General features: G+C 67.2%; 19 protein-coding genes and 1 pseudogene. 6 read left to right on the forward strand and 14 right to left on the reverse strand.

Translation table 11 applies throughout. The features are described from left to right. Positions 1–15: 15 nt before the first annotated feature. Positions 16–1,137, reverse strand: a complete 1,122-nt coding sequence (locus tag C3E99_RS08570; protein ID WP_076075180.1) for an NAD(P) transhydrogenase subunit alpha — start codon at positions 1,135–1,137, stop codon at positions 16–18. A gap of 365 nt (positions 1,138–1,502) precedes the next feature. Here C3E99_RS08570 and C3E99_RS08580 point away from each other — a divergent pair, with 365 nt between their 5' ends. Beyond that, positions 1,503–2,933 carry a sigma-54-dependent transcriptional regulator gene (locus C3E99_RS08580; protein ID WP_067106997.1) on the forward strand — a complete coding sequence of 477 codons (1,431 nt, stop codon included), beginning with the start codon at positions 1,503–1,505 and terminating at the stop codon, positions 2,931–2,933. 10 nt (positions 2,934–2,943) lie between these two features. Then, complete coding sequence (locus tag C3E99_RS19715; RefSeq protein ID WP_158682220.1) at positions 2,944–3,453, forward strand: hypothetical protein; 510 nt, start codon at positions 2,944–2,946, stop codon at positions 3,451–3,453. 7 nt (positions 3,454–3,460) lie between these two features. On the opposite strand, the gene folP is transcribed toward C3E99_RS19715, so the two are convergent. From folP to C3E99_RS08600, 3 genes are all read right to left on the reverse strand, one after another. Beyond that, entirely contained in the window at positions 3,461–4,591 is a 1,131-nt protein-coding gene (gene folP / locus C3E99_RS08590) for a dihydropteroate synthase (RefSeq protein WP_076075177.1), read from the reverse strand. A 114-nt stretch (positions 4,592–4,705) separates the two neighbouring features. After that, the gene (locus C3E99_RS08595; RefSeq protein WP_076075175.1) at positions 4,706–5,845 is read right to left on the reverse strand and encodes a site-specific DNA-methyltransferase; all 1,140 of its coding nucleotides are present in this window, start codon (positions 5,843–5,845) and stop codon (positions 4,706–4,708) included. 221 nt (positions 5,846–6,066) lie between these two features. Then, complete coding sequence (locus C3E99_RS08600) at positions 6,067–7,092, reverse strand: DUF2804 domain-containing protein (protein WP_234002647.1); 1,026 nt, start codon at positions 7,090–7,092, stop codon at positions 6,067–6,069. Positions 7,093–7,172: 80 nt separating this feature from the next. Here C3E99_RS08600 and C3E99_RS08605 point away from each other — a divergent pair. Further along, positions 7,173–7,945: pseudogene (locus C3E99_RS08605) on the forward strand (IS5 family transposase). A 279-nt stretch (positions 7,946–8,224) separates the two neighbouring features. Here C3E99_RS08605 and C3E99_RS08615 read toward each other — a convergent pair. The 5 genes from C3E99_RS08615 to glmM form a co-directional block, all read right to left on the reverse strand. Next, positions 8,225–9,121, reverse strand: coding sequence for an oxidoreductase (locus C3E99_RS08615; protein ID WP_076075172.1), 897 nt, complete (start codon positions 9,119–9,121; stop codon positions 8,225–8,227). Positions 9,122–9,136: 15 nt separating this feature from the next. Then, on the reverse strand, positions 9,137–9,694 hold the full coding sequence (locus C3E99_RS08620; RefSeq protein ID WP_076075169.1) for a ribonuclease HII: 558 nt from the start codon (positions 9,692–9,694) through the stop codon (positions 9,137–9,139). Positions 9,695–9,824: 130 nt separating this feature from the next. Then, a complete protein-coding gene (thiD, locus tag C3E99_RS08625; protein WP_076075167.1) occupies positions 9,825–10,970 on the reverse strand; it encodes a bifunctional hydroxymethylpyrimidine kinase/phosphomethylpyrimidine kinase in 1,146 nt (381 codons plus the stop codon). A gap of 22 nt (positions 10,971–10,992) precedes the next feature. Continuing rightward, positions 10,993–11,223, reverse strand: a complete 231-nt coding sequence (locus tag C3E99_RS08630; protein ID WP_067107017.1) for a DUF1272 domain-containing protein — start codon at positions 11,221–11,223, stop codon at positions 10,993–10,995. 122 nt (positions 11,224–11,345) lie between these two features. Continuing rightward, a complete protein-coding gene (gene glmM / locus C3E99_RS08635) occupies positions 11,346–12,683 on the reverse strand; it encodes a phosphoglucosamine mutase (RefSeq protein WP_076075164.1) in 1,338 nt (445 codons plus the stop codon). A gap of 109 nt (positions 12,684–12,792) precedes the next feature. Between glmM and C3E99_RS08640 the strand changes: the two genes are divergently transcribed. Together C3E99_RS08640 and C3E99_RS08645 are read left to right on the forward strand one after the other, a co-directional pair. After that, positions 12,793–14,043 carry a dicarboxylate/amino acid:cation symporter gene (locus tag C3E99_RS08640; RefSeq protein WP_067107073.1) on the forward strand — a complete coding sequence of 417 codons (1,251 nt, stop codon included), beginning with the start codon at positions 12,793–12,795 and terminating at the stop codon, positions 14,041–14,043. Beyond that, positions 14,040–15,035, forward strand: coding sequence for an aldo/keto reductase (locus C3E99_RS08645; protein WP_076075162.1), 996 nt, complete (start codon positions 14,040–14,042; stop codon positions 15,033–15,035). Before C3E99_RS08640 ends, C3E99_RS08645 begins: the two co-directional genes overlap by 4 nt. Here the strand turns inward: C3E99_RS08645 and C3E99_RS08650 are convergent. Genes C3E99_RS08650 through C3E99_RS08670 form a run of 5 tightly spaced genes read right to left on the reverse strand, consistent with a single transcriptional unit; the run spans position 15,032 to position 20,702 of the window. Then, the gene (locus C3E99_RS08650; protein WP_076077809.1) at positions 15,032–15,574 is read right to left on the reverse strand and encodes a DUF1003 domain-containing protein; all 543 of its coding nucleotides are present in this window, start codon (positions 15,572–15,574) and stop codon (positions 15,032–15,034) included. The genes C3E99_RS08645 and C3E99_RS08650 overlap by 4 nt on opposite strands. 25 nt (positions 15,575–15,599) lie before the next feature. Beyond that, positions 15,600–16,301, reverse strand: coding sequence for an NnrU family protein (locus tag C3E99_RS08655; protein ID WP_083675076.1), 702 nt, complete (start codon positions 16,299–16,301; stop codon positions 15,600–15,602). A gap of 39 nt (positions 16,302–16,340) precedes the next feature. Further along, the gene (locus C3E99_RS08660; RefSeq protein WP_076075159.1) at positions 16,341–17,642 is read right to left on the reverse strand and encodes an amidohydrolase family protein; all 1,302 of its coding nucleotides are present in this window, start codon (positions 17,640–17,642) and stop codon (positions 16,341–16,343) included. Beyond that, a complete protein-coding gene (locus tag C3E99_RS08665) occupies positions 17,639–19,051 on the reverse strand; it encodes an amidohydrolase (RefSeq protein WP_083675074.1) in 1,413 nt (470 codons plus the stop codon). Before C3E99_RS08665 ends, C3E99_RS08660 begins: the two co-directional genes overlap by 4 nt. A 1-nt stretch (position 19,052) precedes the next feature. Further along, the gene (locus C3E99_RS08670) at positions 19,053–20,702 is read right to left on the reverse strand and encodes a peptide MFS transporter (protein ID WP_067107034.1); all 1,650 of its coding nucleotides are present in this window, start codon (positions 20,700–20,702) and stop codon (positions 19,053–19,055) included. A 167-nt stretch (positions 20,703–20,869) separates the two neighbouring features. On the opposite strand from C3E99_RS08670, the gene C3E99_RS08675 reads away from it, so the two are divergent. After that, positions 20,870–21,451, forward strand: a complete 582-nt coding sequence (locus tag C3E99_RS08675; RefSeq protein ID WP_076075154.1) for a nitroreductase family protein — start codon at positions 20,870–20,872, stop codon at positions 21,449–21,451. Positions 21,452–21,477 lie beyond the last annotated feature (26 nt).

The following is a 21,477-nucleotide window of genomic DNA, read 5'->3' on the forward strand; positions in this document are numbered from 1 at the left end:
CCCGATCTTCCTTGACTACCCGAGCAACCGCTCGTTCACGACCTTGCCGCCCTGCGTCAAGCGGACGGCATTGCCGATCTCTTCGTCGAGTACCGGCCTTCCCTGTTCCTTGTCCCAGAAGGCGGAAAGGAAGTTGAACAGGTTGCGGCTGAACAGCGCGCTGGTGTCGGCGGGCATCAGCGCGGCGATATTCTGCGCGCCGATCACCGTGACCCCGTGAATCCGCTTCGTCTCGCCCGACACCGATCCTTCGACATTGCCGCCGCTTTCGGCCGCCATGTCGACGATCACGCTGCCCGTGCGCATCGTCGCGAGCTGCGCGTCGCTGATCAGGCGCGGCGCCGGGCGTCCCGGGATCAGCGCGGTGGTGATGACGATGTCCTGCTTGGCGATATGCGACGACACCAGTTCGGCCTGCGCCGCCTTATATTCGTCGGACATTTCGGTCGCATAGCCGCCCGCGCCTTCGCCCTCGATCCCCGCCACGCTTTCGACGAAGATCGGTTTGGCGCCGAGCGAGAGGATCTGTTCCTTCGTCGCCGAGCGCACGTCGGTCGCGCTGACCTGCGCGCCCAGGCGGCGCGCGGTCGCGATCGCCTGAAGCCCCGCGACGCCGACGCCCATGATGAAGGCCTTGGCGGCGCTGACCGTGCCAGCGGCGGTCATCATCATCGGAAAGGCGCGGCCATAGGCGTTCGCCGCCATCAGCACCGCCTTGTAACCGGAAAGGTTCGCCTGGCTGGAAAGGATGTCCATCGACTGCGCGCGGGTGATGCGCGGCATGAACTCCATCGCCAGCGCCTCGAGTCCGAGCCTGGCATATTCGTCGACCCGCGCCCGCTCGCCGAACGGGTTCAGCCCGGCGGCGAGCCACGCGCCATCGGCGAAACCCGACAGACCCTGCGGATCGGGCCCCTGGATGGCGAGGATGATCCCCGCGCCCTTCAACACGTCGGCACGCGATGCGACGCTCGCACCGGCGGCGGCATAGTCGGCGTCGGCGATCGAAGCCCGTTCCCCTGCCCCGGTCTCGACGGCAACTTCAGCGCCCAGGCCGATGAATTTCTTCACGGTTTCCGGGGTCGCGGCGACACGGGACTCGCCGGGGGCGAGCTCCCTCAGGACAGCAATGCGCATGCGGTCGTGCGTCAGGAGATCAGCAGGACGACGACGATGGCCACGATGCCGGTGGCGATCGCGCCGACCTTGAACAGGCTGAGGAAGCCCGAATAGGTTTCGTTCGCCGCCTGCATTTGCTGTTCCGCCATGGCTTTTCCCCTTGCCTCTTCCCCGTCGAAGGCGCGCGGAAATGCGGCCCAGAATCGGGTCTCGCGCCGGTCTTAGCCACGCCTTTCGCGATGCTCAAGGCCCGCTTTGCCATCATGGCACCTTGCGGCACGCCCGAAAGCCCTTAATCGCCCCTTTACTCCTGTCCGCTACAAGCCTGCATCAAAGCGGAACACTTCCGCGGGGACCGGCGGCAAAGGACGGATTCGAGGGCGATGGCAAGCACGCGCGACACGCGAACGGTGATGATCGTCGACAGCGAGCCGGCGCAACAGCGCTTTCTGTCGGCGCTGGCGTCGCGCGGCGGCTGGCGCAGCGTCATCGCCGCCGATACCGACACCGCGCTCGCCCGGCTCGGCACGCAGGACGGGATGGCGCTCGACGCGGTGCTCGTCGATCAGGGCGTGCCCGGCCTGCCGCTCGGCGAGTTCGTCGGCGAACTGCGCCGCTGGCGGCCCGCGCTGCCGCTGATCGTCATCACGATGCGCAACGGAGTCGAAGCGGCGGTCACCGCGATGCGCGCGGGCGCGAGCGATTTCGTGCAGAAGCCGATCGCCCCCGACCGCCTGCTCGGCGCGCTCGACCGCATCGCCTCGCCCGGCGGTCCGCAGGGCGAGCTTCGTCCGCTCACCGAAAAGCTGCGCGCGCCGCTGGCGTTCGAGGAAATCATCGGCTCGGCGCCCAATTTCCGCAGCGCGCTCGCCATCGCCGCCAAGGCGGCGCGCGCGCGCGTGCCGGTGATGATCAACGGCCGCACCGGGACCGGCAAGGAAGTGTTCGCCCGCGCGATCCACGGCGCCTCGCCGCGCGCCCGCGGCCCGCTCGTCATGGTCGACTGCTCGGCGGTATCGCCAGGGCTGATCGGATCGGGCCTGTTCGGGCACGAGCGCGGCGCCTTTCCCGGCGCGTTCGACCGTCAGGTCGGCCGGCTGGTCCAGGCCGACGGCGGCAGCCTGATCATCGATCATGTCGAATGCATCCCGCTCGAGACGCAGGCGAAGCTCGTCGAGTTCCTGAACAGCGGCGAAGTGCAGATGATCGGCGGCTCGATCCGCCAGAGCGTCGATGTGCGCATCATTTCGACCAGCGCGAGCCCGCTCGACAAGCTGATCGAGGCGGGGCATTTCCGCGAGGACCTGTTCTATGCGCTGTCGGCGGCGCAATTCACCCTGCCCGCACTGTCCGAGCGGCGCGGCGACGTCGGGCCGCTTGCCCGCCACCTGCTCGCCCGCATTGGCGGCCTGCCCGGCATGGGGCCGATCGGCGTCACCGACGACGCGCTGCGCCTGCTCGCCGCCTATGCGTGGCCGGGCAACGTCCGCCAGTTGCAGGACGTGCTGTTCCGCGCCGCGGTCGCCAGCGAGACCGACGTGCTGACAAGCGCCGATTTCAAGGCGATCGAGGCGGCGCTCGGCGGCAGCGCGTCAAGCGGCAGCGACGTCGCGATCAACGGCGAGGCAATCGGCATCACCCTCTATCTGCCCGACGGCAACCTGCGCCCGCTCGAAGAAATCGAGGCCGACGTCATCCGCCTCGCCATCGGCCACTACCGCGGCCGGATGAGCGAAGTCGCCCGTCGGCTCGGGATCGGGCGCTCGACGCTCTATCGCAAGCTGAGCGATCTGGGGATCGACACGGCGGCGTGAGAAACCAGAGATGAGATATGACAATCCGCCGAGCAGCGACGCCTTATATCTGGGCGATGGCGAGTGGATGAGTTGGGAAGACTTCGGCGAAGATGAAGAATTCGACGAAGATCTTGAACAATCTGAAGCGCGCGAAGCACTTTCTGATCCCGATCCCCGTCTCATAGAAATCTTCGACCAATTACTCGATACGGCAAGGGATTATCACAACCTCACCGGTAAGCATCTGCAAGTTTATGGCGATCTCGGCGAGCTACATGGCGCAATAAAATATGGAATCCGGCTTCACCGGAACTATGCGCAGGGTTCAGATGGTCGATTGGGAAATGACCTGATCGAGATCAAGACCATTAGCCCAATCAAATCGACGAATGTTATCGAATTGAATTTCAGCCGAAATTTCAGCAAGGTTCTCATCGTCAAAATCGATGAGAATTTTAAAATTCATTCAAAGCTGATCGAACGCAAATCTCTTCGCAAGAAGCAAGGCAAGAAGCGCATCCGCTGGAGCGCATTTTAGCGAACCGTCACCCCGTCAGCGCCGCATCCCTGAGCCCGCGCCAGACGCGCAGCGCCTGCCGGGTTTCCGCAACGTCATGGACGCGCAGCAACTGCGCGCCTAGCGCCGCCGCCTGATAGTGGAGCGCGATGCTGCCGCCGAGCCGCTGATCGACGGCGGCTTCATTGTCGAGCGCGCCGATCATCCGCTTGCGGCTGGCGCCGAACAGGATCGGACAGCCGAGCGTGTGGAACAGCGCCAGCCCGCCCACCAGCGCCAGATTGTCGGCGACCCCCTTGCCGAAGCCGATGCCCGGATCGACGATGATCCTCGCGGGGTCGATCCCCGCCGCACGGCACGCCGCGACGCGGTCGGCGAGCATGTCGTAGACGTCGAGCAGGACGTGGTCATAGCGGGCGCCCTCGTGCGGGTCGCTCTTCGCCGAGGGCGCGTGCATCAGCACCACCGGGCAGCCGGCGCGCGCGACGACCTCCATCGCGCGGTCGTCGTAGCGCAGCGCCGAAATATCGTTGACGATGCCGGCACCCGCGGCGAGCGCCGCCTCCATCACCGCGGCCTTGCGCGTGTCGATCGATACCGCGACACCGCCCTTCGCCAGCGCGGCGACGACGCCCTCGATGCGCCCGATCTCGTCGCCTTCCCAGACGAGCGGCGCGCCTGGGCGCGTCGATTCGCCGCCGACGTCGACGATCGCGGCGCCTGCCGACGCCATGGCGAAACCGGCATCGGTCGCGGCGGCGGCATCGACATGCTTGCCGCCGTCGGAAAAGCTGTCGGGGGTGACGTTGAGGATGCCGACGATCTGCGGCTCGTTCAGCCGCACCGTGCGTTCGCCGAGCGCCAGCACGGCGCGGGGCCGACAGGTGGCGGCGCGCTGCGCGGTCGCCGCCTCGGCCAGGCGGTCGGGCATCGCGGCGATCCAGTCGTCCAGTTCGGGGACCGGAACGATCGCCGACCGGACGGCATCGCCGTCGCGCAGGCTGACATGCCACGCGGCGAACCACAGCATCGTGTCGGCGATGCGCAGACAGCCGTCGCCGAGTTCGTGCGGCCGGTCGATGAAGCAGGCGGGGCGCAGATAGATGCGAGCGCCCTCCCCCGTCGCGCCGAGGTCGGGCTTGGTCAATGGAGCGAACATCCGCCTCCCCTTCTCCGTTCGTGCTGAGCTTGTCGAAGCACCGTTCTTCCTTTGTGGGGTTGAAGAGAAGGACCGCCCTTCGACAAGCTCAGGGCGAACGGATTTGGAGGATGGCTACGCCTCGTTTGCGAGCAGCCAGTCCTGCCGCACCGCGTCGATCACGCGCAGTTCCCGGCCATTGTCGAGGTGCCAGAAGGTCCAGCCGTTGCAGCTCGGCGCGCCCTGCACCGCCGCGCCGACCTTGTGAATCGAGCCCGCGGGCTGGCCGTCGCAATCGAGGCTGCCGTCGACGCGGACGGTCGCCTTCCAGCGCCGCTTGGCATCGGTGAGCCGCGAACCTGGCGCGATCATCCCGCATTCGACGAGCGTCCCGAAGGCGACGCGCGTCGCCGCCTTGGGCGCCATCATCGTCCGCACCGTGCTTTCGTCGAGCGGCAGCGCCATTTCGATGCGCTCCTTCGCCGCGGCGATATAGCCGTCCTCGCGCTCGATGCCGATGAAATGGCGGCCGAGGCGTTTCGCGACCGCGCCCGTCGTCCCGGTGCCGAAGAAGGGGTCGAGAACGACGTCGCCGGGGTTCGAGCAGGCGAGCAGGATGCGATAGAGCAGCGCCTCCGGCTTCTGCGTCGGGTGCACCTTGTGCCCGCCCTTCTTGAGCCGTTCCTGGCCGCCGCAGATCGGGATCAGCCAGTCCGACCGCATCTGCAATTCGTCGTTGAGCGTCTTCATCGCGCGATAATTGAAGGTATAGCGCGCCTTTTCGCCCATCGACGCCCAGATCAGCGTTTCGTGCGCGTTGGTAAAGCGCGTACCCTTGAAATTGGGCATCGGGTTTGCCTTGCGCCAGACGATGTCGTTGAGGATCCAATAACCCTGATCCTGCAGCGCGGTGCCGACGCGGAAGATGTTGTGGTAGCTGCCGATCACCCAGACGCTGCCATTGGGCTTCAGGATGCGGCGCGCCTCCGCGAGCCAGGCGCGGGTGAAGCGGTCATAGGTGCCGAGGCTGTCGAACTTGTCCCAATCGTCGTCGACCGCATCGACCTGGCTGCCGTCGGGGCGATGGAGGTCGCCGCCGAGTTGGAGGTTGTACGGCGGGTCGGCGAAGATCATGTCGATCGACGCGGCGGGCAGCGAACGCATCATCGCGATGCAATCGCCCTGCAGGATGCTGTCGAGCGGCAGGTCCGCGACGGCCTTCGCTGCCGCACGCTGCTTCGCGACCGGACCCTCGACCCGTTCCATCACACCCATGATCCGCCCCTGCTTCCGTTCGAAAGAAGGCCTTGATGAGTCCCGCGGAGTCCGCCGTCAAGCCCGGGATTCCGAGGAATCCGCCATCGGCGCGGCGCGGCGTGACGAGAACGAAAGGAGTCTGCCACGACATATGGAGTCCGCCGCGACTCGCAGACTCAACCACTGGTGGTGTGGCCGCGCGGACTCACCTGCAAAAAATTTTTTCGAATGGCGCGGCGCTACCAGCGGTTCCAGACCTTCTCCGCGAAGCCGGGCAGGTCGCGCACCGTCATCGGCGTGCCGTCGTCGAGGATCACGCGGCCCGAGAACCAGCCGAACACCTGGTCCTGCTCGGTCTTGACCATCCCCGCATCGACCTTTGCCCAGCGGTTGACCGCCGGCGCGAAATCCATCTCGAAGCGCCCGTCATTGCTGGTGAAGCGCCACGGCGCGCTGTCGGGCGCGCCGTCGGGCATGTGGAACGTCACCCGGTCGAGCTTGTGCGCGCGGCCATCGACGAACAGCATATTCTCGCTCGCCGCCGAGGTGTCGCCGAAGCCATAGCCGATGTTGAAGCCGAACGGCCGGCCGTCGACCAGTCCCGACGCCGATCCCCAGTACCAGACATTGTCATAGGTCCAGACGCCGCGCCCCCAGTCGAGCACCGCGAAGGCGCTTTCGGGAACGAAATCATGGCTTTCCGTTCCGACCCTCACTCGGCCTCGCGCCGGCATGCAGTTGATCTTCTGGTTATAATAGAAGGCGTGCGGATCGTCGGCGAAGGGCGTCGCGATCACCATCCGGTCCATGGGCGGCTGGTCGAGCCAGACCTCGCCCGACAGTCCGCGCCCATCGTCGAAGCCCGGCGCATGGACCGTCAGCCGCCGCCCGCCCGGTTCGTGGCGAAAGGCGAGTTCGAGACCGTCCTGCGCCTGGACGATGTCGCCGCGGTCGGCGCTGGCGGGAAGCGCCATGCTGCCCATCGGCTCGGCGATCAGGGCGCCGTGGTTGACGAAGCGCCGCCCGCGCAAATCCATCCACGACACGCCCAGAAAACCCGCATAGCCATTGTCTGCAACGGTCAGCGCGAGCCCGAACTCGCCATCGAGCACGCAATAATAGTCCCATTCCTTGATCCGCACCGGCTCCGCGCCGATCGCCGCGCGGTCGTAACGGCGGACCTCGCGCGTCGCATAGCCGGGGTCGATCAGCCGCCCCGCGGCATCGTGGAGCGGGCCCTCGCCCATCCTGTGTTGCATCGTCATCCTAGGTTTCGTTTACATTCAGGATTTCCATTGGCGCAGGATTGTGATTCAAGCTGCTGGCTGTTTGGAGGTCGGCATGGATGGATCGACAGGAAGTAAGCGACGCGCTTTGGGAGCGGATTGAACCTCATTTGCCGGGCAAGGCAGGCGATCCTGGCCGGACGGGCCGAGACAATCGGCTGTTTGTCGAGGCGGTCTTGTGGCTGGCGCGGTCGGGAGCGCATTGGCGCGTTCTGCCGAAGGAGTTCGGGCGCTGGCACACGGTGTATCAGCGGTTCAACCGCTGGTGCCGCAATGGGGTCTGGGAACGGCTTTTTGCGGCGCTGAGCGATGATGCCGACTTCGAGTACATCCTCGTCGACAGCACCATCGTGCGGGCGCATCAGCATAGTGCCGGTGCCCCAAAAAAAGCGATCGATCCGAAGATCGGTTTGAAGCTCACGCGCTGGGCCGATCAAAAGGCGGCCTGAGCACCAAAATCCATGCTGCTACCGACGCTTTGGGTAACCCGATCCGCTTCCTCCTGACAGGCGGAGAGCGCAACGACATCACCCAGATCGAAGGCCTGCTCGACGGATTGCAGGCCAGACATGTTCTCGCGGACAAGGGATATGACGGGCAGCGCGCCATGGACGCCATCGCCGCCAGCGGCGCAAAACCAGTCGTCCCGCGGCGCCGAACAACCGCGCAATGGCGCAGCTTCGACTCCCATCTCTACAAAGAACGTAATCTCATCGAACGCTTCTTCAACAAGATCAAACACTTCCGACGCATCGCAACCCGATACGACAAGCTCGCCAGAAACTACGCTGGCTTCCTCAATCTCGTCGCAGCCATCAAATGTGCCGCGTGAATGTAAACGTCGCCTAGGTCACAGACCCATAATTTACGGGTTCGAGGCGTCGAAATGGCGAAGATATCGGGCTTGGGCGGATGCAGCGGGTAGCATCGCTACCCGCAAGGCCGCACGAGCCTGAGATCGAAGCCATTTCGGCGTCGCTTCGCGATTTGACCGATTTTGCCCATGGCTTCGTCGGCAAGTCTTGAAATATCGACATATTCCTGCGCCTTGCCTCCTCGCCCTGAGCAAAATCGCTTCAAACCTCGAACCCGTAAATTATGGGTCTGTGACCTAGAGCCCCGGATCGACGCCAGTCAGTTCGACCGAGCGGTCCCACAATTCGCGGGCGAGCCGGGGATCGCGCGCGCGGCCGGTCGCGCGCGCCGCGCCCGACGGCCCCGAAATCTCGCCCAGCCCCTGCGGCCCGACATAATCGCCGCCGCGCACCTTGGGGCCCGTCGCCGCCTGCAGCGTCGGCCAGGCACCGCGTGCGGCGCTGTTGAAGAAAGGGGTCGCCAGCGGCGTCATCGAGCGCAGCGGCCACGGCAGGTGCCGCGTCAATTCGGTGAGCGCGACGCCCGGATGGCAGCCGACGGCCTCGGTCGCCCGCCCCGCCGCGCGCAGCCGCCGGTCGAGCTCGAACATCGTCAGCAGATTGGCAAGCTTGCTCATCTGGTAGCGCGGCCAGCGAGAATAGCCGCGCGTCGCAGACAGGTCGCTGAAATCGATCTGACCTTCCTTGTGCGCGAGGCTCGCGGTGATGACGATACGGTGGTCGACATGCCGATGGAGCAGGCCGGTGAAGGCGAAGGTGCCGAGATGGTTCACCCCGAATTGCAGTTCGAAGCCCTGCTTCGTCAGCGTCCGTGGCGGGATCATCACCCCGGCGTTGTTGATCAGCCCGTGCAGGCGCGGGCCGTCCAGCACCGCCGCCGCCGCCTCGCGCACCCGGTCGAGGTCGGCGAGGTCGAGCGGCTGGAACGTCAGGTCGGCCTGCGGCACCTCGGCACGGATGTGCGCCATCGCCGCCTCGGCGCGCGCAGCATCGCGGCAGGCGAGGATCACATGCGCCCCGCGCGCGGCCAGCAGCTTTGCGGTTTCGAAGCCGATTCCGGCATTGGCCCCGGTGATCAGGAAGACACGCCCGGTCTGGGCCGACACATTGTCGGCCGTGAATCCGCTGCCCATCGCCCTCTCCCGCCGTCAGATCAGCGCCAGTTGCGCGACCGGCGCGAAACTGGAGCGGTGATGCGGCGTCGCGCCCAGCCGGCGCAGCGCCGCGAGATGCTCCGCGGTACCATAACCCATGTTGCGTTCCCAGCCAAAGCCGGGAAAGTCGCGCGCCGCCGCGACCATGATGCGGTCGCGATGCTCCTTGGCGATGATGCTCGCGGCGGAGATGCACGGATGCAGCGCATCGCCGCCGATCACCGCGTGCGCGCGATAGCGCCATCGCGGCAGCCGGTTGCCGTCGACCAGCACCTCGTGCGGGTCGCAGCCGAGCGATTCGACCGCGCGCGTCATCGCAAGGAGCGTCGCCTGAAGGATATTGATCGCGTCGATCTCGGTGACGCTCGCCTCGCCGACGCCCCAGCGGCAGCGCGCCTTGATCTGGATCTCCAGCTCGCCACGCCGCTTCGCGCTGAGCTTTTTCGAATCGTCGAGCCCGACGATGCCGCCGTCGCACAGGATCACCGCCGCCGCGACCACCGGCCCCGCGAGCGGCCCGCGCCCGGCCTCGTCGACGCCGACGATCAGCATGCCCCCTCCCGCTTGCGGGATGGGCAGCGAGACTTGCGAGCTTGCTCGCCAGTCGCAGCGGGGTGGGCCATCTCGGTGGCGAAAACTCGCTTCGCTCGCACCCACCCCCGCCCGCTTGCGGAAAGGAGGCTCATAGCCGCCACGGCGGATACCTCCGATACTCGCCCGCCTGATAGAGGCACAGGCTATTACCGGCGGGATCGGTCAGCCGCGCCTCGCGCCAGCCCCATTCCTCGTCGCGCGGCATGTGGTCGAAGCGCACCCCGCGCCGCGCGAGATAGGCAACCCAGGCGTCGAGCGCGCCGCTTTCGAGATAGGCCGTCGCGCCGCCCGCTGCCGCGGTCTCCCCGACATGGATCGACAGGGTAACGCCGTTCACCGCCTCGAAGCGTGCATAGCCGTTCGCGGGACTGTCGACGATCTGCGTCAGGCCCATCAGCTTGTAGAAGGCGACCGAGGCCGCATAATCCCGCGCCGGCAGCATGAACTGATTGAGCGCGGGGCCGGTGAACAGCCCGTCGTTGCGCACCGCCTGCTGCCCCATCGGGCCATGGCCTTCGCCCAATCCGGGCGCGGCGAGCAGCGACAGGCGCACGAAATCGCGCGCGCGCGCGATCGCGGGCTCCAGCGGCATGCCCTGCGCCAGCCCCGTCGCGATCGCGCTCGCCAGCGTGCAGCCGGTGCCATGGGTGTGCGGCGTGTCGATCCGCGGCGCCTCCCAGCGCGCGACCTCGCCGGCGTCGGGTTCGATCAGGCGGTCGGTCACGGTGTCGCCGTCGCCATGACCGCCCTTGGCGAGCAGCGCGCAACCGTGCGCGAGCACCGCCGCCTCACCGCCGAGCGCCGCCAGTTCATCGCGGTTCGGCGTCGCGACCGTCGCGCGATCGAGCAGCGCCTCGAAGGCGCGAATCGTCGCCGCATCGGCGAGCGCCGATCCACTTGTCGCGACCATCACCGGATCGAAGACCACCGCCGCACCGGCGAGGTCGGGCCGCGCAAGCCGGTCGGCAACCGCCGCCGCGGTCTGTGCGCTGCCGATCATGCCGATCTTGACCGCATCGACGCCGATGTCGGCCGCGACGCTGTCGATCTGCATCAGCACCATCTCGGCCGGTACCGCGTGGACGCCCTGCACGCCCATCGTGTTTTGCGCGGTGATCGCGGCGATCGCGGTCATCGCATGGCCGCCGAGCATCGTCACCGTCTTGATATCGGCCTGAATCCCGGCGCCGCCGCCGCTGTCGGAACCGGCGATGATCAGGACGCGCGCGGTCATCGGACGAACCCGAATATCGAAATCATCTTGCGCCCGGATGCCGCCGCTCGGTCGAGGCCGGGAACTTCGCCAGTGCCGCCCCTTCGCGCAGCGGCCGGTCGAGCAGGTCGCCACCGCAATTGGGACAGCGCTCGTCGAGTTTATCGGCACAGGTCGCGCAGAATGTGCATTCGAACGAGCAGATGAACGCGCCGTGGATATCGGCGGGCAGGTCGCGGCCGCAGCGTTCGCAATCGGGGCGCATTTCCAGCATATGATTGTTCCTTAACTTCCGTTTGCCCCGAGCTTGTCGAAGGGGGCCATTTTTCCTTCCCTGCTCTTAGAGAGAAGAACGGTGCTTCGACAAGCTCGGCACGAACGGAAACAAAAAAGCTTCTATTCCGCCGCGACGCGCACCGCGTCGCAGATCATGTCGACGACTCGCTCCACCTGTCCGGCGTCGTCGCCCTCGGCCATCACCCGGATGACGGGTTCGGTGCCCGAGGCGCGGATCACCAGCCGGCCCCTGTCCACCAACATCGCCTCGCCCTCGGCGATCGCCGCCGCGACCTGCGCATCCTCGAGCGGTTTGCCACCCGCGAAGCGCACATTCTTCAGCAATTGCGGCACCGGGTCGAACTGGTGGAGCAGCGCGCTCGCCGGCTTGCCGCTCGTGACCAGTTCCGCCAGCACCTGAAGCGCGGCGAGCGTGCCGTCGCCGGTCGTCGCATGGTCCGACAGGATCATGTGCCCCGACTGCTCGCCGCCGACGTTGAACCCGCCCTCGCGCATCCTTTCGAGGACATAGCGGTCGCCGACCTTGGTGCGGTCGAGCCGCAGCCCCTCGCCTTCGAGGAAGCGCTCGAGGCCGAGGTTGGACATCACCGTCGCGACGATGCCGCCGCCCTTCAGCCGCCCCTGCCGCGCCCAGCTCGCGCCGATCAGCGCCATGATCTGGTCGCCGTCGACGATCGCGCCCGCTTCGTCGACGACGATCAGCCGGTCGGCGTCCCCGTCGAGCGCGATGCCGATGTCGGCACCGCTCGCCACCACCGTTTCCTGCAACAGACCCGGCGCGGTCGAACCGCATTTGTCGTTGATATTCGTGCCGTTGGGGGTGACGCCGACCGCGATCACGTCGGCGCCGAGCTCCCAGAACACCGTCGGCGCGCTGTTGTACGCCGCGCCATTGGCGCAATCGAGCACGATCTTCAGCCCGTCGAGGCGCACCGCGGGCGGCAGACTGTTCTTTACCGCGTGGATATAGCGCCCCCGCGCGTCCTCGATCCGCTTGGCGCGCCCGATGTGCGCCGGCGCGGCGAGCGGCGGCTCGCTGGCGAGCAGCAGTTCGATCGCCGCCTCGTCGGCGTCGGACAGCTTGTAGCCGTCGGGGCCGAACAGCTTGATGCCATTGTCGTGGAACGGATTGTGGCTGGCGGAGATCATCACGCCCAGGTCGGCGCGCATCGACGGGGTCAGCATCGCGACCGCGGGCGTCGGCATCGGCCCGACCTGCACCACGTCCATCCCGACGCTGGTGAATCCCGCGACCAGCGCATTTTCCAGCATATAGCCCGACAGGCGCGTGTCTTTGCCGATCACCACCCGGTGCTTGTGCGTCCCGCGCAGGAAATGCGCCCCCGCCGCCATGCCGACGCGCATCGCGACCTCGACGGTCATCGGAACCTGGTTGGTCAGCCCGCGAATGCCGTCGGTCCCGAAAAACTTGCGCATGGCACCTCCGCTTCCTAATCGTCGGGATCAGATGCGAGCCCATCCCGCACAACCGGGACGGCCCTAAGTCACCCATTTTTGCTTGGCAAGCGGGCCAGGGGGTTTGAACGTGAAATCGGCATGGATCATCCTTTCGGCGCTGGTCGCCGGGATGCTGCTGGGGATCGGCATCGAAGGCGTTTCGCCGTCGGCGGCGCAGGCGTCGCTGCCGTTCGTCGAACCGTTCGGAACGCTGTGGCTCAACGCGCTCAAAATGACGATCATTCCGCTGATCGTCGCGCTGCTGATCACCGGCATCACCGCGACCGCCGACGCCGCGCGCGCCGGGGCGCTCGCCGCGCGCGCGGTGATGACCTTCCTCGGCGCCATCTTCCTGTCGGGGCTGATGTCGCTGATCATGACCCCGTTGCTGATCGAGCTGTTCCCGCTGTCGGCAGAGGCCGCCGCGGCACTTCGCCACGGGCTCGGCGGCACGGCGCAGACCGCGCCCTCGCCGACCTTCGGCGATTTCCTGCTGTCGCTGATCCCGACCAACCCGATCGCGGCGGCGGCCGAGACGGCGGTGCTGCCGCTGATCGTCTTCACCACCATCTTCGCCTTCGCGATCACCCGCATCGGCGAAGCGCAGCGCGCCCTGCTGTCGAACCTGTTCAAGGCGCTGGGCGACGCGATGCTCGTCGTCATCGGCTGGGTGCTCGCGCTCGCGCCCTTCGGCGTCTTCGCACTCGGCTATGCGCTCGCGGTCAAGGCGGGGGTCGCGGCGTTCGGCGGGCTGGTCCATTATGTGCTGATCGTGTCGGGCATCGGGGTATGCTGCGTCGTCCTGGGGCTGCTGCTCGCCTGGCTCGCCGTCGGGGTGCCGCTGCCGCGCTTCGTCCGCGCGATGGTGCCGACGCTGGCGGTGGCGATCAGCACGCAAAGCTCGCTCGCCTGCCTGCCCGCGATGCTCCAGGCGTCGGCCGAACTGGGCGTGCCGCCGAAAAAGGCCGACATCGTGCTGCCGCTCGCGGTCGCGCTGTTCCGCTTCACCAGCACCGCGATGAACCTGGCGGTCGTCGTCTATATCGCCTGGCTGTTCGGGATCGGGCTGACGCCGTGGACGATGGCGGTCGGCCTTGCGGTCGCGATGGCGGCGGCGCTGTCGTCGGTCAGCCTGCCCGGGTCGATCAGCTATGTGACCTCGATCGCCCCGATCGCGGTGTCGATGGGCGTGCCCGTCGCGCCGCTGGGGCTGCTCGTCGCGGTCGAGACCTTCCCCGACATCTTCCGCACCATCGGCAACGTCGTCGGCGACGTCGCCGCCACCAAATTCGCCGCCGACCGGGTCGACGACGCACCCGCAGAAGGAGTTTCGCCATGAAATACCGCACGCTCGGCAACGGCCTGACCGTCTCCGCCATCGGCATCGGCTGCATGCCGATGATCAAGGGCGGCAACATCCTCTACGGCGAGAATGCCGACATCGACGAATCGACGCGGACGATCCATCGCGCGATCGACCTGGGCGTGACCTTCTTCGACACCGCCGAAATCTATGGTCCCTTCAGCAACGAGGAACTGCTCGGCGAAGCGATCCGGGGCAAGCGCGAGGGACTCGTCATCGCGACCAAGTTCGGCTTCCGCTTCGAAGGTCAGCGGATCACCGGGGTCGACGGCAGCCCCGCCAACGCCCGCCGCGCCTGCGAAGGATCGCTGCGACGGCTCGGCATCGACACGATCGACCTCTTCTACCAGCACCGCGTCGATCCGGCCGTGCCGATCGAGGAGACCGTCGGCGGCATGATGGAGCTGGTGGCGGAAGGCAAGGTCCGCCACATCGCCTTGTCCGAGGCCGGCCCCGAAACGCTGCGCCGCGCCGCCAAGGTCGCGCCGATCACCGCCCTCCAGAGCGAATATTCGATCTGGGAGCGCGACGTGGAGGAGGAAATCCTGCCCATCTGCCGTGAGCATGGCATCGGCTTCATCCCTTATTCGCCGCTCGGCCGCGGCTTCCTGACCGGCAGCGTGCGCAGTCGCGACGACCTGCCCGAGCAGGACTGGCGCCGCAACGACCCGCGCTATTCGGACGAGAATCTGCCCGCGAACCTGCGGATCGTCGATGCGATCGCGGCGGTCGCGGCGCGGCATGGCGTCTCCAACGCGCAGGTCGCGCTCGCCTGGCTGCTCGCGCAGGGCGACGACATCGTGCCGATCCCCGGCACCAAGCGCCGCGTGACGATGGAGGACAGCGTCGGCGCGGCCGACCTGACGCTGACCGCCGACGACCTCGCCGCCATCGCCGCAGCAGCGCCGCGCGGCGGCACCAGCGGCCCGCGCTACGGCGAACAGGGCATGCGGATGGTGCGGCTTTAGGAGCGCCCCAACCCCTTCAGGTGCGTGTCGAGCCGTTCGGTCAGCGCGTCGACCTTGTCCATCAGCTCGGCGATGCGCATCTGGTCGATCTTCTCGTGCAGCCGCATGATCTCCAGCTCGGCGCGCAGGTTGATCTCGTAATCGAGCTTTTCGGTGAGGCGGTCCTTTGCCGCCTGCCGGTTCTGGCTCATCATGATGACCGGCGCCTGCACCGCCGCGAGCATCGACAGCATCAGGTTGAGAAAGATGAACGGATAGGGGTCGAAGGCGAGCCCCAGCCGGTCGAGCGCCTTCGAATTGATCAGCATCCATACGAACAGCACGCATGAAAAGGCGATGATGAAGCGCCACGAACCGCCCACCGCCGCGACCCGGTCGGCCAGCCGTTCGCCGAAGCTCGGCCGCGTCGCGCCGTCGTCGGCCTCGCCGATCGACTGGCTCGTCGGCGAGCGCTCGGCGATCGATCGGATCACCCGCTGCTCGGCCCGGTCGAGTTCGTCATAGGCGCAGCCGAGCAGGCGCAGCGACAGGTCGGACATTCTTTCGTCGCTGTTCACCGCGCCCTCACCCGATCCAGCGCCAGATGCCCGCCGCCATGAAGCCGAGCGCGCCGTGCGCCCAGGTCGCGGCGAGCCACAGCACGAAGCCACCGGCCAGCGCATGCGCGCGCGGGATCGCGTCGCCCCAGGGGGTGACGCCCGCGACCTGCCGCGCGAAGGGGACGAAGCTGGTGCGCGCCGCCCAGTGCCGCCACGCATCGCCCATCAGCCGCGCCTTCTTCACATCCTGCCCCGCCGAACCGACGAGCGCGAGAAAGGCGATCGCCGCCGACAGCACGAGTTGCCCCGGCGCCGGCATGACGAGCGCATGGGCGAGCGCCCACAGTGCAAAGCCCCACATCATCGGGTGCCGGGTGATCGCGAAGACGCCGCGCGGCGCCTTCTGCGCGGCAAAGGCGGCGCCGGGCGCGGGCAGCGCCGGATTGCCGATCAGCGATCCCATAAACAGGATGCTCGCGAACAGCACGAGCAGCGACGCCAGCGCCCACAGCGGATCGTCGACGGCCCACAGCGGCGGTTCGGGCGGCATGCCGCGCCACGCCTGCACGACCATCGCCAGCGTCGCGAAGGCGACGACCGAATAGACGATCTGGAAACCGCGCGGGCCGAGCCGCCCGGCCAGCGGGTCGCGCAGCGGATGCGAGAGCAGGAGGTGCGAACCGACGAAGAGCACGCAGGTCGTGATCAACAGCGACATCGGTTCCACGGGGTCGGTCTCCCTCCTGCGCGCCCTGCCGGCGCTACGTCATCGATCGTAGGCCTTGGGCAGCGCCCCTTCCTGCGGCGTGGCATAGCGGTCGCGCAACCGGTCCTGCCGCGTCGTCAACGACTGGCGCTTGCCGTCGATCCAGATCGCCGTCGGGCGGCTGCCGAGTTCGAGCGGGTCACGGTCCCAGATCACCACGTCGCCGACCCGGCCGGGTTTCAGCGACCCGATGGCGCCGTCCATGCCGATCGCGCGCGCCGGGGCGCTGCTGATCGCGGCAAAGGCCTGGTCCCAGCTCAGCCCGCTGGCTCCCGGCTGGCGGGTGAGCGCCACCAGATTGCCGGCATATTGCGTCGTATACCCCATTTTGTGCGCATCGTCGTCGTCGAACACGCCGACCGACACGTCGATCCCCGCCGCCTTCAGCCGCCCGGCGTTCGACTGCGTCGCGCCCAGCCGCTCGAAGCTGTCGGGCAGGTCGCTGAGCGGCGACAGGATCACCGGCACCTTCGTGGCGGCGATCTGCGGCGCCACCAGCCATCCCTCGGTCGCGCCGACGAGGACGAGCTTCAGCGCCGGGAAATCGCTCTTGAGCCCCAGCACGTTCAATATGTCGGCGGCGCGGTCGACGCGCACGAACAGCGGCGTCGTGCCGTCGATCACCCGCACCAGCGCATCGGCATCGGCGCGCTGGATCATCGCGTCATTGCCCCATTCGGCGAGCGCCGCGGGATTGCGCGCATAGCTGCGCGCCGCGAGCAATTGTTCGCGGAACAGCAGGAAGGTCGCGGCTCGGCTGCCGCCCGCCTTTGCCGACCCATCCTCGCCGAAGGCGACGAACTGCAAGGCGCGGGGCCGCGTCACCATGGCCATGTCATCGCCCAGGTCGACGACGGCGCCCTGCCCCGCGAACAGGTTGCTGCTGCCGCTCGGCGCGACGATCGCGCGGGTGACGCCCGCGGCGCGGTTCACCGCGACCGGCGAGCCCATCGGGTTGAGCGCGGGCGCAATGTCGAGCCCGGCCGAAAAGCGCGTGCGCGCCGCGGCGCGGTCGTTGGTGCCCGGCACGGCATCGACCTCGACCAGCCCGACGCGGCTGAACGCCGCGACGATCCCCGGCGTCACATAGCGGCCGCCGGCGTCGACCGCCTCTACCCCTGCGGGAACGGCGACACCCGCGCCGGCCGCGACGACCTTGCCGGCGCGCACGACGACGGTGCCGCCCTCGATCGGCGCGCTGCCGTCGCCGACGACGAGCTTGGCGTTGGTGATCGCGACATCCTGCGCCGCGACGGGCGAAGCCGCCACGATGGCGACGGAAAGCAGAAGCGCGCGCATCATTTCACATCTCCCTCGCCCGGCTGGCCCAGCTCGAAATCGCTCACCGGCCGCCGCTTGGGGTCCATCGCGTCGTACAGCAGCGCCCCGTCGACCCACACTTTTTCGGGGCGGGTATAGACGCTGAACGGATTGCCGTTCCACAGCACGACATCGGCCATCTTGCCGGGTTTCAGGCTGCCCGTCTTCGCCTCGATGCCCAGCGCCTTCGCCGGGTTGTAGGACAGCCAGGTCCACGCCTGCTCGTCGCTGATCTCGATCCCCATGCGGCGCCCGGCGGCAAGGCCCTTCGCCGCTTCCTGGTTGAGCCGCTGGATCTGGTTCGCGTCGTCCGAATGGACGATCGTGCAGGTGCCGGCCTTGTATACGAGCGGAATATTCTCCGGCACGCTGTCATAGGCTTCCATCTTGAAGCCCCACCAGTCGGCCCACAGCGCGGCGCAGATTCCCTCGCGCTGCAGCAGGTCGGCGATCTTGTAGGCCTCGACCGCGTGGTGGAAGGCCGCGACCTTGTAGCCGAACTCGTGGCTCATATCGATGACCTGCGCCATCTCGTCGGCACGATAGCAGTGGTTCTGTACCCGGATCTCGCCCGACAGCACCCCCGCGAGCGTTTCCATCGCCAGGTCGCGGTCGACCGTCTTGCCGTCGTCCAGCTTCTTCTTGTACGCCGCCGCCTTGGCCCAGGTCTGGCGATCGACCGCCATATTGCCCATGCGGGTCGACGGCATCCGGCCCTTGGCGCCATAAACGCGCTTCGGATTCTCGCCGCACGCCATCTTCAGCCCATAGGGTGCGCCGGGGAATTTCATGCCCTGCACGGTCCGCGCGGGCACGTTCTTGAGCACGACCGAGCGTCCGCCGATCAGGTTGGCGCTGCCCGGCAGGATCTGGAGCGTCGTGACGCCGCCGTTGGTGAGCGCGCGGCCGAACCCCGGGTCCTGCGGCCAGACGCTGTGCTCGGCCCACACCTCGGGCGTCGTCGGGCTGGTCGCCTCGTTGCCGTCCGAATGCGCGGGAACGCTGGGCGAGGGATAGTCGCCAAGATGGCTGTGGATGTCGATGATGCCGGGGGTCAGATACTTGCCCGTTCCGTCATAGACCGCGATGTCGGCCGGAATCGGCAGGTCGGCGCCGCCGATCGCCTCGACCTTGCCGTTGGTCAGCAGCACCGTGCCGTTGTCGATCCGCCCGCCCTCGCCGTCGAAGATCGTGACATTGCGCACCGCGGTCGCCTGCCCCGGATAGGGCTTGTAGGTCGAAGGATAGGGGTCCTTGTCGAACTTGGCGGGTTTGTCCGCCGTCGCCGCCGGCTTGTCGTTCGCCGACTCCACCGTGCCGTTCGACGCCGCGCATCCCGCGAACGCCAGCGACACCGCAGCCAGCAGGCTGCCCCTTACGCCCCTTGTCATATTATGCTCCCGGATTGGTAACAGGATGGACGCCGGCGCCCTGCGGCTCGGCCAGTTCCTCGGCGCCGGCCAGTTCGCCTTCGCGATCGCGCAGCGTGTCGAGGTGCATCCATTTCTTCACGATCGGCGACAGCGCGAGGACGACGACGCTCGCGCCGATGGTGATCAGGCCGATCTCCCAATAGATGCCGAGCGTCGCTTCCTTGGTCATGTCGCCGCTTTCGCCGCCGGTCGCCTCGCCGATCTTGCCCGCGACGAAATTGCCCACCGCAGTCATGTAGAACCACGCCCCCATGATCAGCGACGCCATGAACGACGGCGCGAGCCGGTTCATCGCGCTCAGCCCCACCGGCGACAGGCAAAGCTCGCCCGTGGTGTGGAGAAGATAGAGCAGGAAGACGAAGATCACCGGGGTCGCGACTTCCGGCGCAACGCTGTTCGCGCCCCAGACGAAGACGAGGAAGCCCGCGCCGACCTGCGCCAGCGCCAGCGCGAACTTCGCGGGCGCCGAGGGCTCCAGCCCGCGCTTGCCGAGCCATTGCCACAGCCCGGCAAAGACCGGCGCGAACAGGATGATGTAGATCGGGTTGATCGACTGGAACACCGACGCGGGCACCCCGCCCGTATCGACATAGCGGTCGGTATAGAGGTTGAAGCTGCCGCCCGCCTGTTCGAACAGGCCCCAGAACAGCGGGTTGAGCGCGATCAGGAAGAGGATGGCGAAGATGCGTTCGCGCGGTTCCTTGTCGAGCTTGAACGCCTGGAACAGCACCCAGCCGAGCAGCGAGAAGCCCGATACGACGAGCAGCGTCTGAATGACGTCCTGATACTGGACGAGCGCCCACATCACCGCGACCGCGGCGAGGCCGACGCCATAGACGGTCCATTCGGTCTGGCGCGACAGCGGCGCGGACGCCTCGCCGGCGCCGAGCAGCACCTTCTTGCCGAGCACGAAGACGATCAGGCCGGCGATCATGCCGATGCCCGCGAGGCCGAAGCCATAGGACCAGCCGACCTTCTGCCCCAGATAGCCGACGAGGATCGTGCCGAGCGCGGCGCCGACGTTAATCCCCATATAGAAGATCGTGTAGGCCGCGTCGCGGCGCAGGTCGGTCAGGCGATAGAGCTGGCCGACCATCACCGAGATATTGGCCTTCAGGAAACCCGAGCCGACGATGATCAGCGCGAGCGCGAGCCAGAAGATGTTGATCGCGGAATCGGCCTGCTTCGTCGCGGCGTCGGTGATGCCGTGGTCGCCTTCGAACGCCATGAAGAGATGGCCGAGCGCGAGCAGGACACCGCCGAACAGCACCGCCTTGCGCTGCCCCAGATAGCGGTCGGCGAGATAGCCGCCGAGCACCGGGGTGATATAGACGAGCGCGGTATAGGCGCCATAGATCAGGTTCGACTTGCCGTCGGAGAACAACCAGTGCTGCGTCAGGTAGAAGATCAGCAGCGCGCGCATGCCATAGTAGGAGAAACGCTCCCACATCTCGGCGAAGAAGAGCATGTAGAGGCCCTTCGGGTGCCCGGCGAACTCGGGCTTTCTGCTGCCCGCGATGAGCGCGCCGATGCTCAGGAAGACGCCGAGGATGACCAGCGCGATGACCGCGATCCAGTCCCCCTCGTCCCACAAGGCCATGTCTTTCATGCGCGCGCGTCCCTTTTCCCTGTTTCGTATACCGCGGCCCCTCCGCCGCGCGAATGCGACAACCTAGCGCGAAAATTGCGTATGGAAAGAATCTAATTGCGCGCGTAACCAGTCCGGGCCGTGGCGCGCTCTTGCGAAAGCTTCGCAAAAAGCCCACATGCGCGGGCATGTTCAACGACACCTCCTCGCTGCTCGCCCATCTTTCGACACGCCGTTCGGGCAAGGCGCGCGACATGGTCGCGCCGGGTCCCGATGCCGCGCAACTGCGCGCGATCCTGTCGCTCGCCCTGCGCACGCCCGACCATGGCAAGCTCGCCCCGTGGCGCATCGTCACCGTGGCGGACAGCCAGCGCGATGCCTTTGCGGCGCTGCTGAAGCGGGCGTGGATCGACGAGCATCCGGGCGCCGAGGGGATGGACCTGTCCGCGCTCGACCAGTTCGCGCATCAGGCGCCAACGTTGCTGGTGCTGCTCTCCACGCCGGTCGCCGACAGCAAGATTCCGCGCTGGGAACAACAGATGTCGGCGGGCGCGGTCGGCATGAACCTGCTCCACGCGGCGCATGCCCATGGCTTCGTCGGAAGCTGGCTGACCGGCTGGGCGGCCTATTCCCCGCCGGTCGCGGCGGCGTTCGGCGCGCGCGAGGGCGATACGATCGTCGGCTATTTCTTCCTGGGCACGCCGGCCAGGCCGCTCGATGAACGGCCGCGACCGGAATATGGCGATGTCGTCCGCGACTGGGACATATAGTTTCGCCATCGAAAAGCATCGCGCAA

The sequence above is a fragment of the Sphingopyxis sp. MG genome, from assembly GCF_002953155.1.
Taxonomy (GTDB): Bacteria; Pseudomonadota; Alphaproteobacteria; order Sphingomonadales; family Sphingomonadaceae; genus Sphingopyxis; species Sphingopyxis granuli.

What these genes read in the sequence shown, in the direction of transcription:
- C3E99_RS08630 (WP_067107017.1), bottom strand. Translation starts at nt 11,223, where the DNA reads ATGCTGGAAATGCGCCCCGATTGCGAACGCTGCGGCCGCGACCTGCCC.
- C3E99_RS08675 (WP_076075154.1), top strand. Translation starts at nt 20,870, where the DNA reads ATGTTCAACGACACCTCCTCGCTGCTCGCCCATCTTTCGACACGCCGT.
- C3E99_RS08600 (WP_234002647.1), bottom strand. Translation starts at nt 7,092, where the DNA reads ATGACGATGCAACACAGGATGGGCGAGGGCCCGCTCCACGATGCCGCG.
- C3E99_RS08670 (WP_067107034.1), bottom strand. Translation starts at nt 20,702, where the DNA reads ATGAAAGACATGGCCTTGTGGGACGAGGGGGACTGGATCGCGGTCATC.
- C3E99_RS08650 (WP_076077809.1), bottom strand. Translation starts at nt 15,574, where the DNA reads ATGTCCGACCTGTCGCTGCGCCTGCTCGGCTGCGCCTATGACGAACTC.
- C3E99_RS08645 (WP_076075162.1), top strand. Translation starts at nt 14,040, where the DNA reads ATGAAATACCGCACGCTCGGCAACGGCCTGACCGTCTCCGCCATCGGC.
- C3E99_RS08595 (WP_076075175.1), bottom strand. Translation starts at nt 5,845, where the DNA reads ATGGGTGTGATGGAACGGGTCGAGGGTCCGGTCGCGAAGCAGCGTGCG.
- folP (WP_076075177.1), bottom strand. Translation starts at nt 4,591, where the DNA reads ATGTTCGCTCCATTGACCAAGCCCGACCTCGGCGCGACGGGGGAGGGC.
- C3E99_RS08615 (WP_076075172.1), bottom strand. Translation starts at nt 9,121, where the DNA reads ATGGGCAGCGGATTCACGGCCGACAATGTGTCGGCCCAGACCGGGCGT.
- C3E99_RS08620 (WP_076075169.1), bottom strand. Translation starts at nt 9,694, where the DNA reads ATGCTGATCGTCGGCGTCGACGAGGCCGGGCGCGGGCCGCTCGCGGGG.
- C3E99_RS08665 (WP_083675074.1), bottom strand. Translation starts at nt 19,051, where the DNA reads ATGACAAGGGGCGTAAGGGGCAGCCTGCTGGCTGCGGTGTCGCTGGCG.
- thiD (WP_076075167.1), bottom strand. Translation starts at nt 10,970, where the DNA reads ATGACCGCGCGCGTCCTGATCATCGCCGGTTCCGACAGCGGCGGCGGC.
- C3E99_RS08570 (WP_076075180.1), bottom strand. Translation starts at nt 1,137, where the DNA reads ATGCGCATTGCTGTCCTGAGGGAGCTCGCCCCCGGCGAGTCCCGTGTC.
- C3E99_RS19715 (WP_158682220.1), top strand. Translation starts at nt 2,944, where the DNA reads ATGAGATATGACAATCCGCCGAGCAGCGACGCCTTATATCTGGGCGAT.
- glmM (WP_076075164.1), bottom strand. Translation starts at nt 12,683, where the DNA reads ATGCGCAAGTTTTTCGGGACCGACGGCATTCGCGGGCTGACCAACCAG.
- C3E99_RS08660 (WP_076075159.1), bottom strand. Translation starts at nt 17,642, where the DNA reads ATGATGCGCGCGCTTCTGCTTTCCGTCGCCATCGTGGCGGCTTCGCCC.
- C3E99_RS08580 (WP_067106997.1), top strand. Translation starts at nt 1,503, where the DNA reads ATGGCAAGCACGCGCGACACGCGAACGGTGATGATCGTCGACAGCGAG.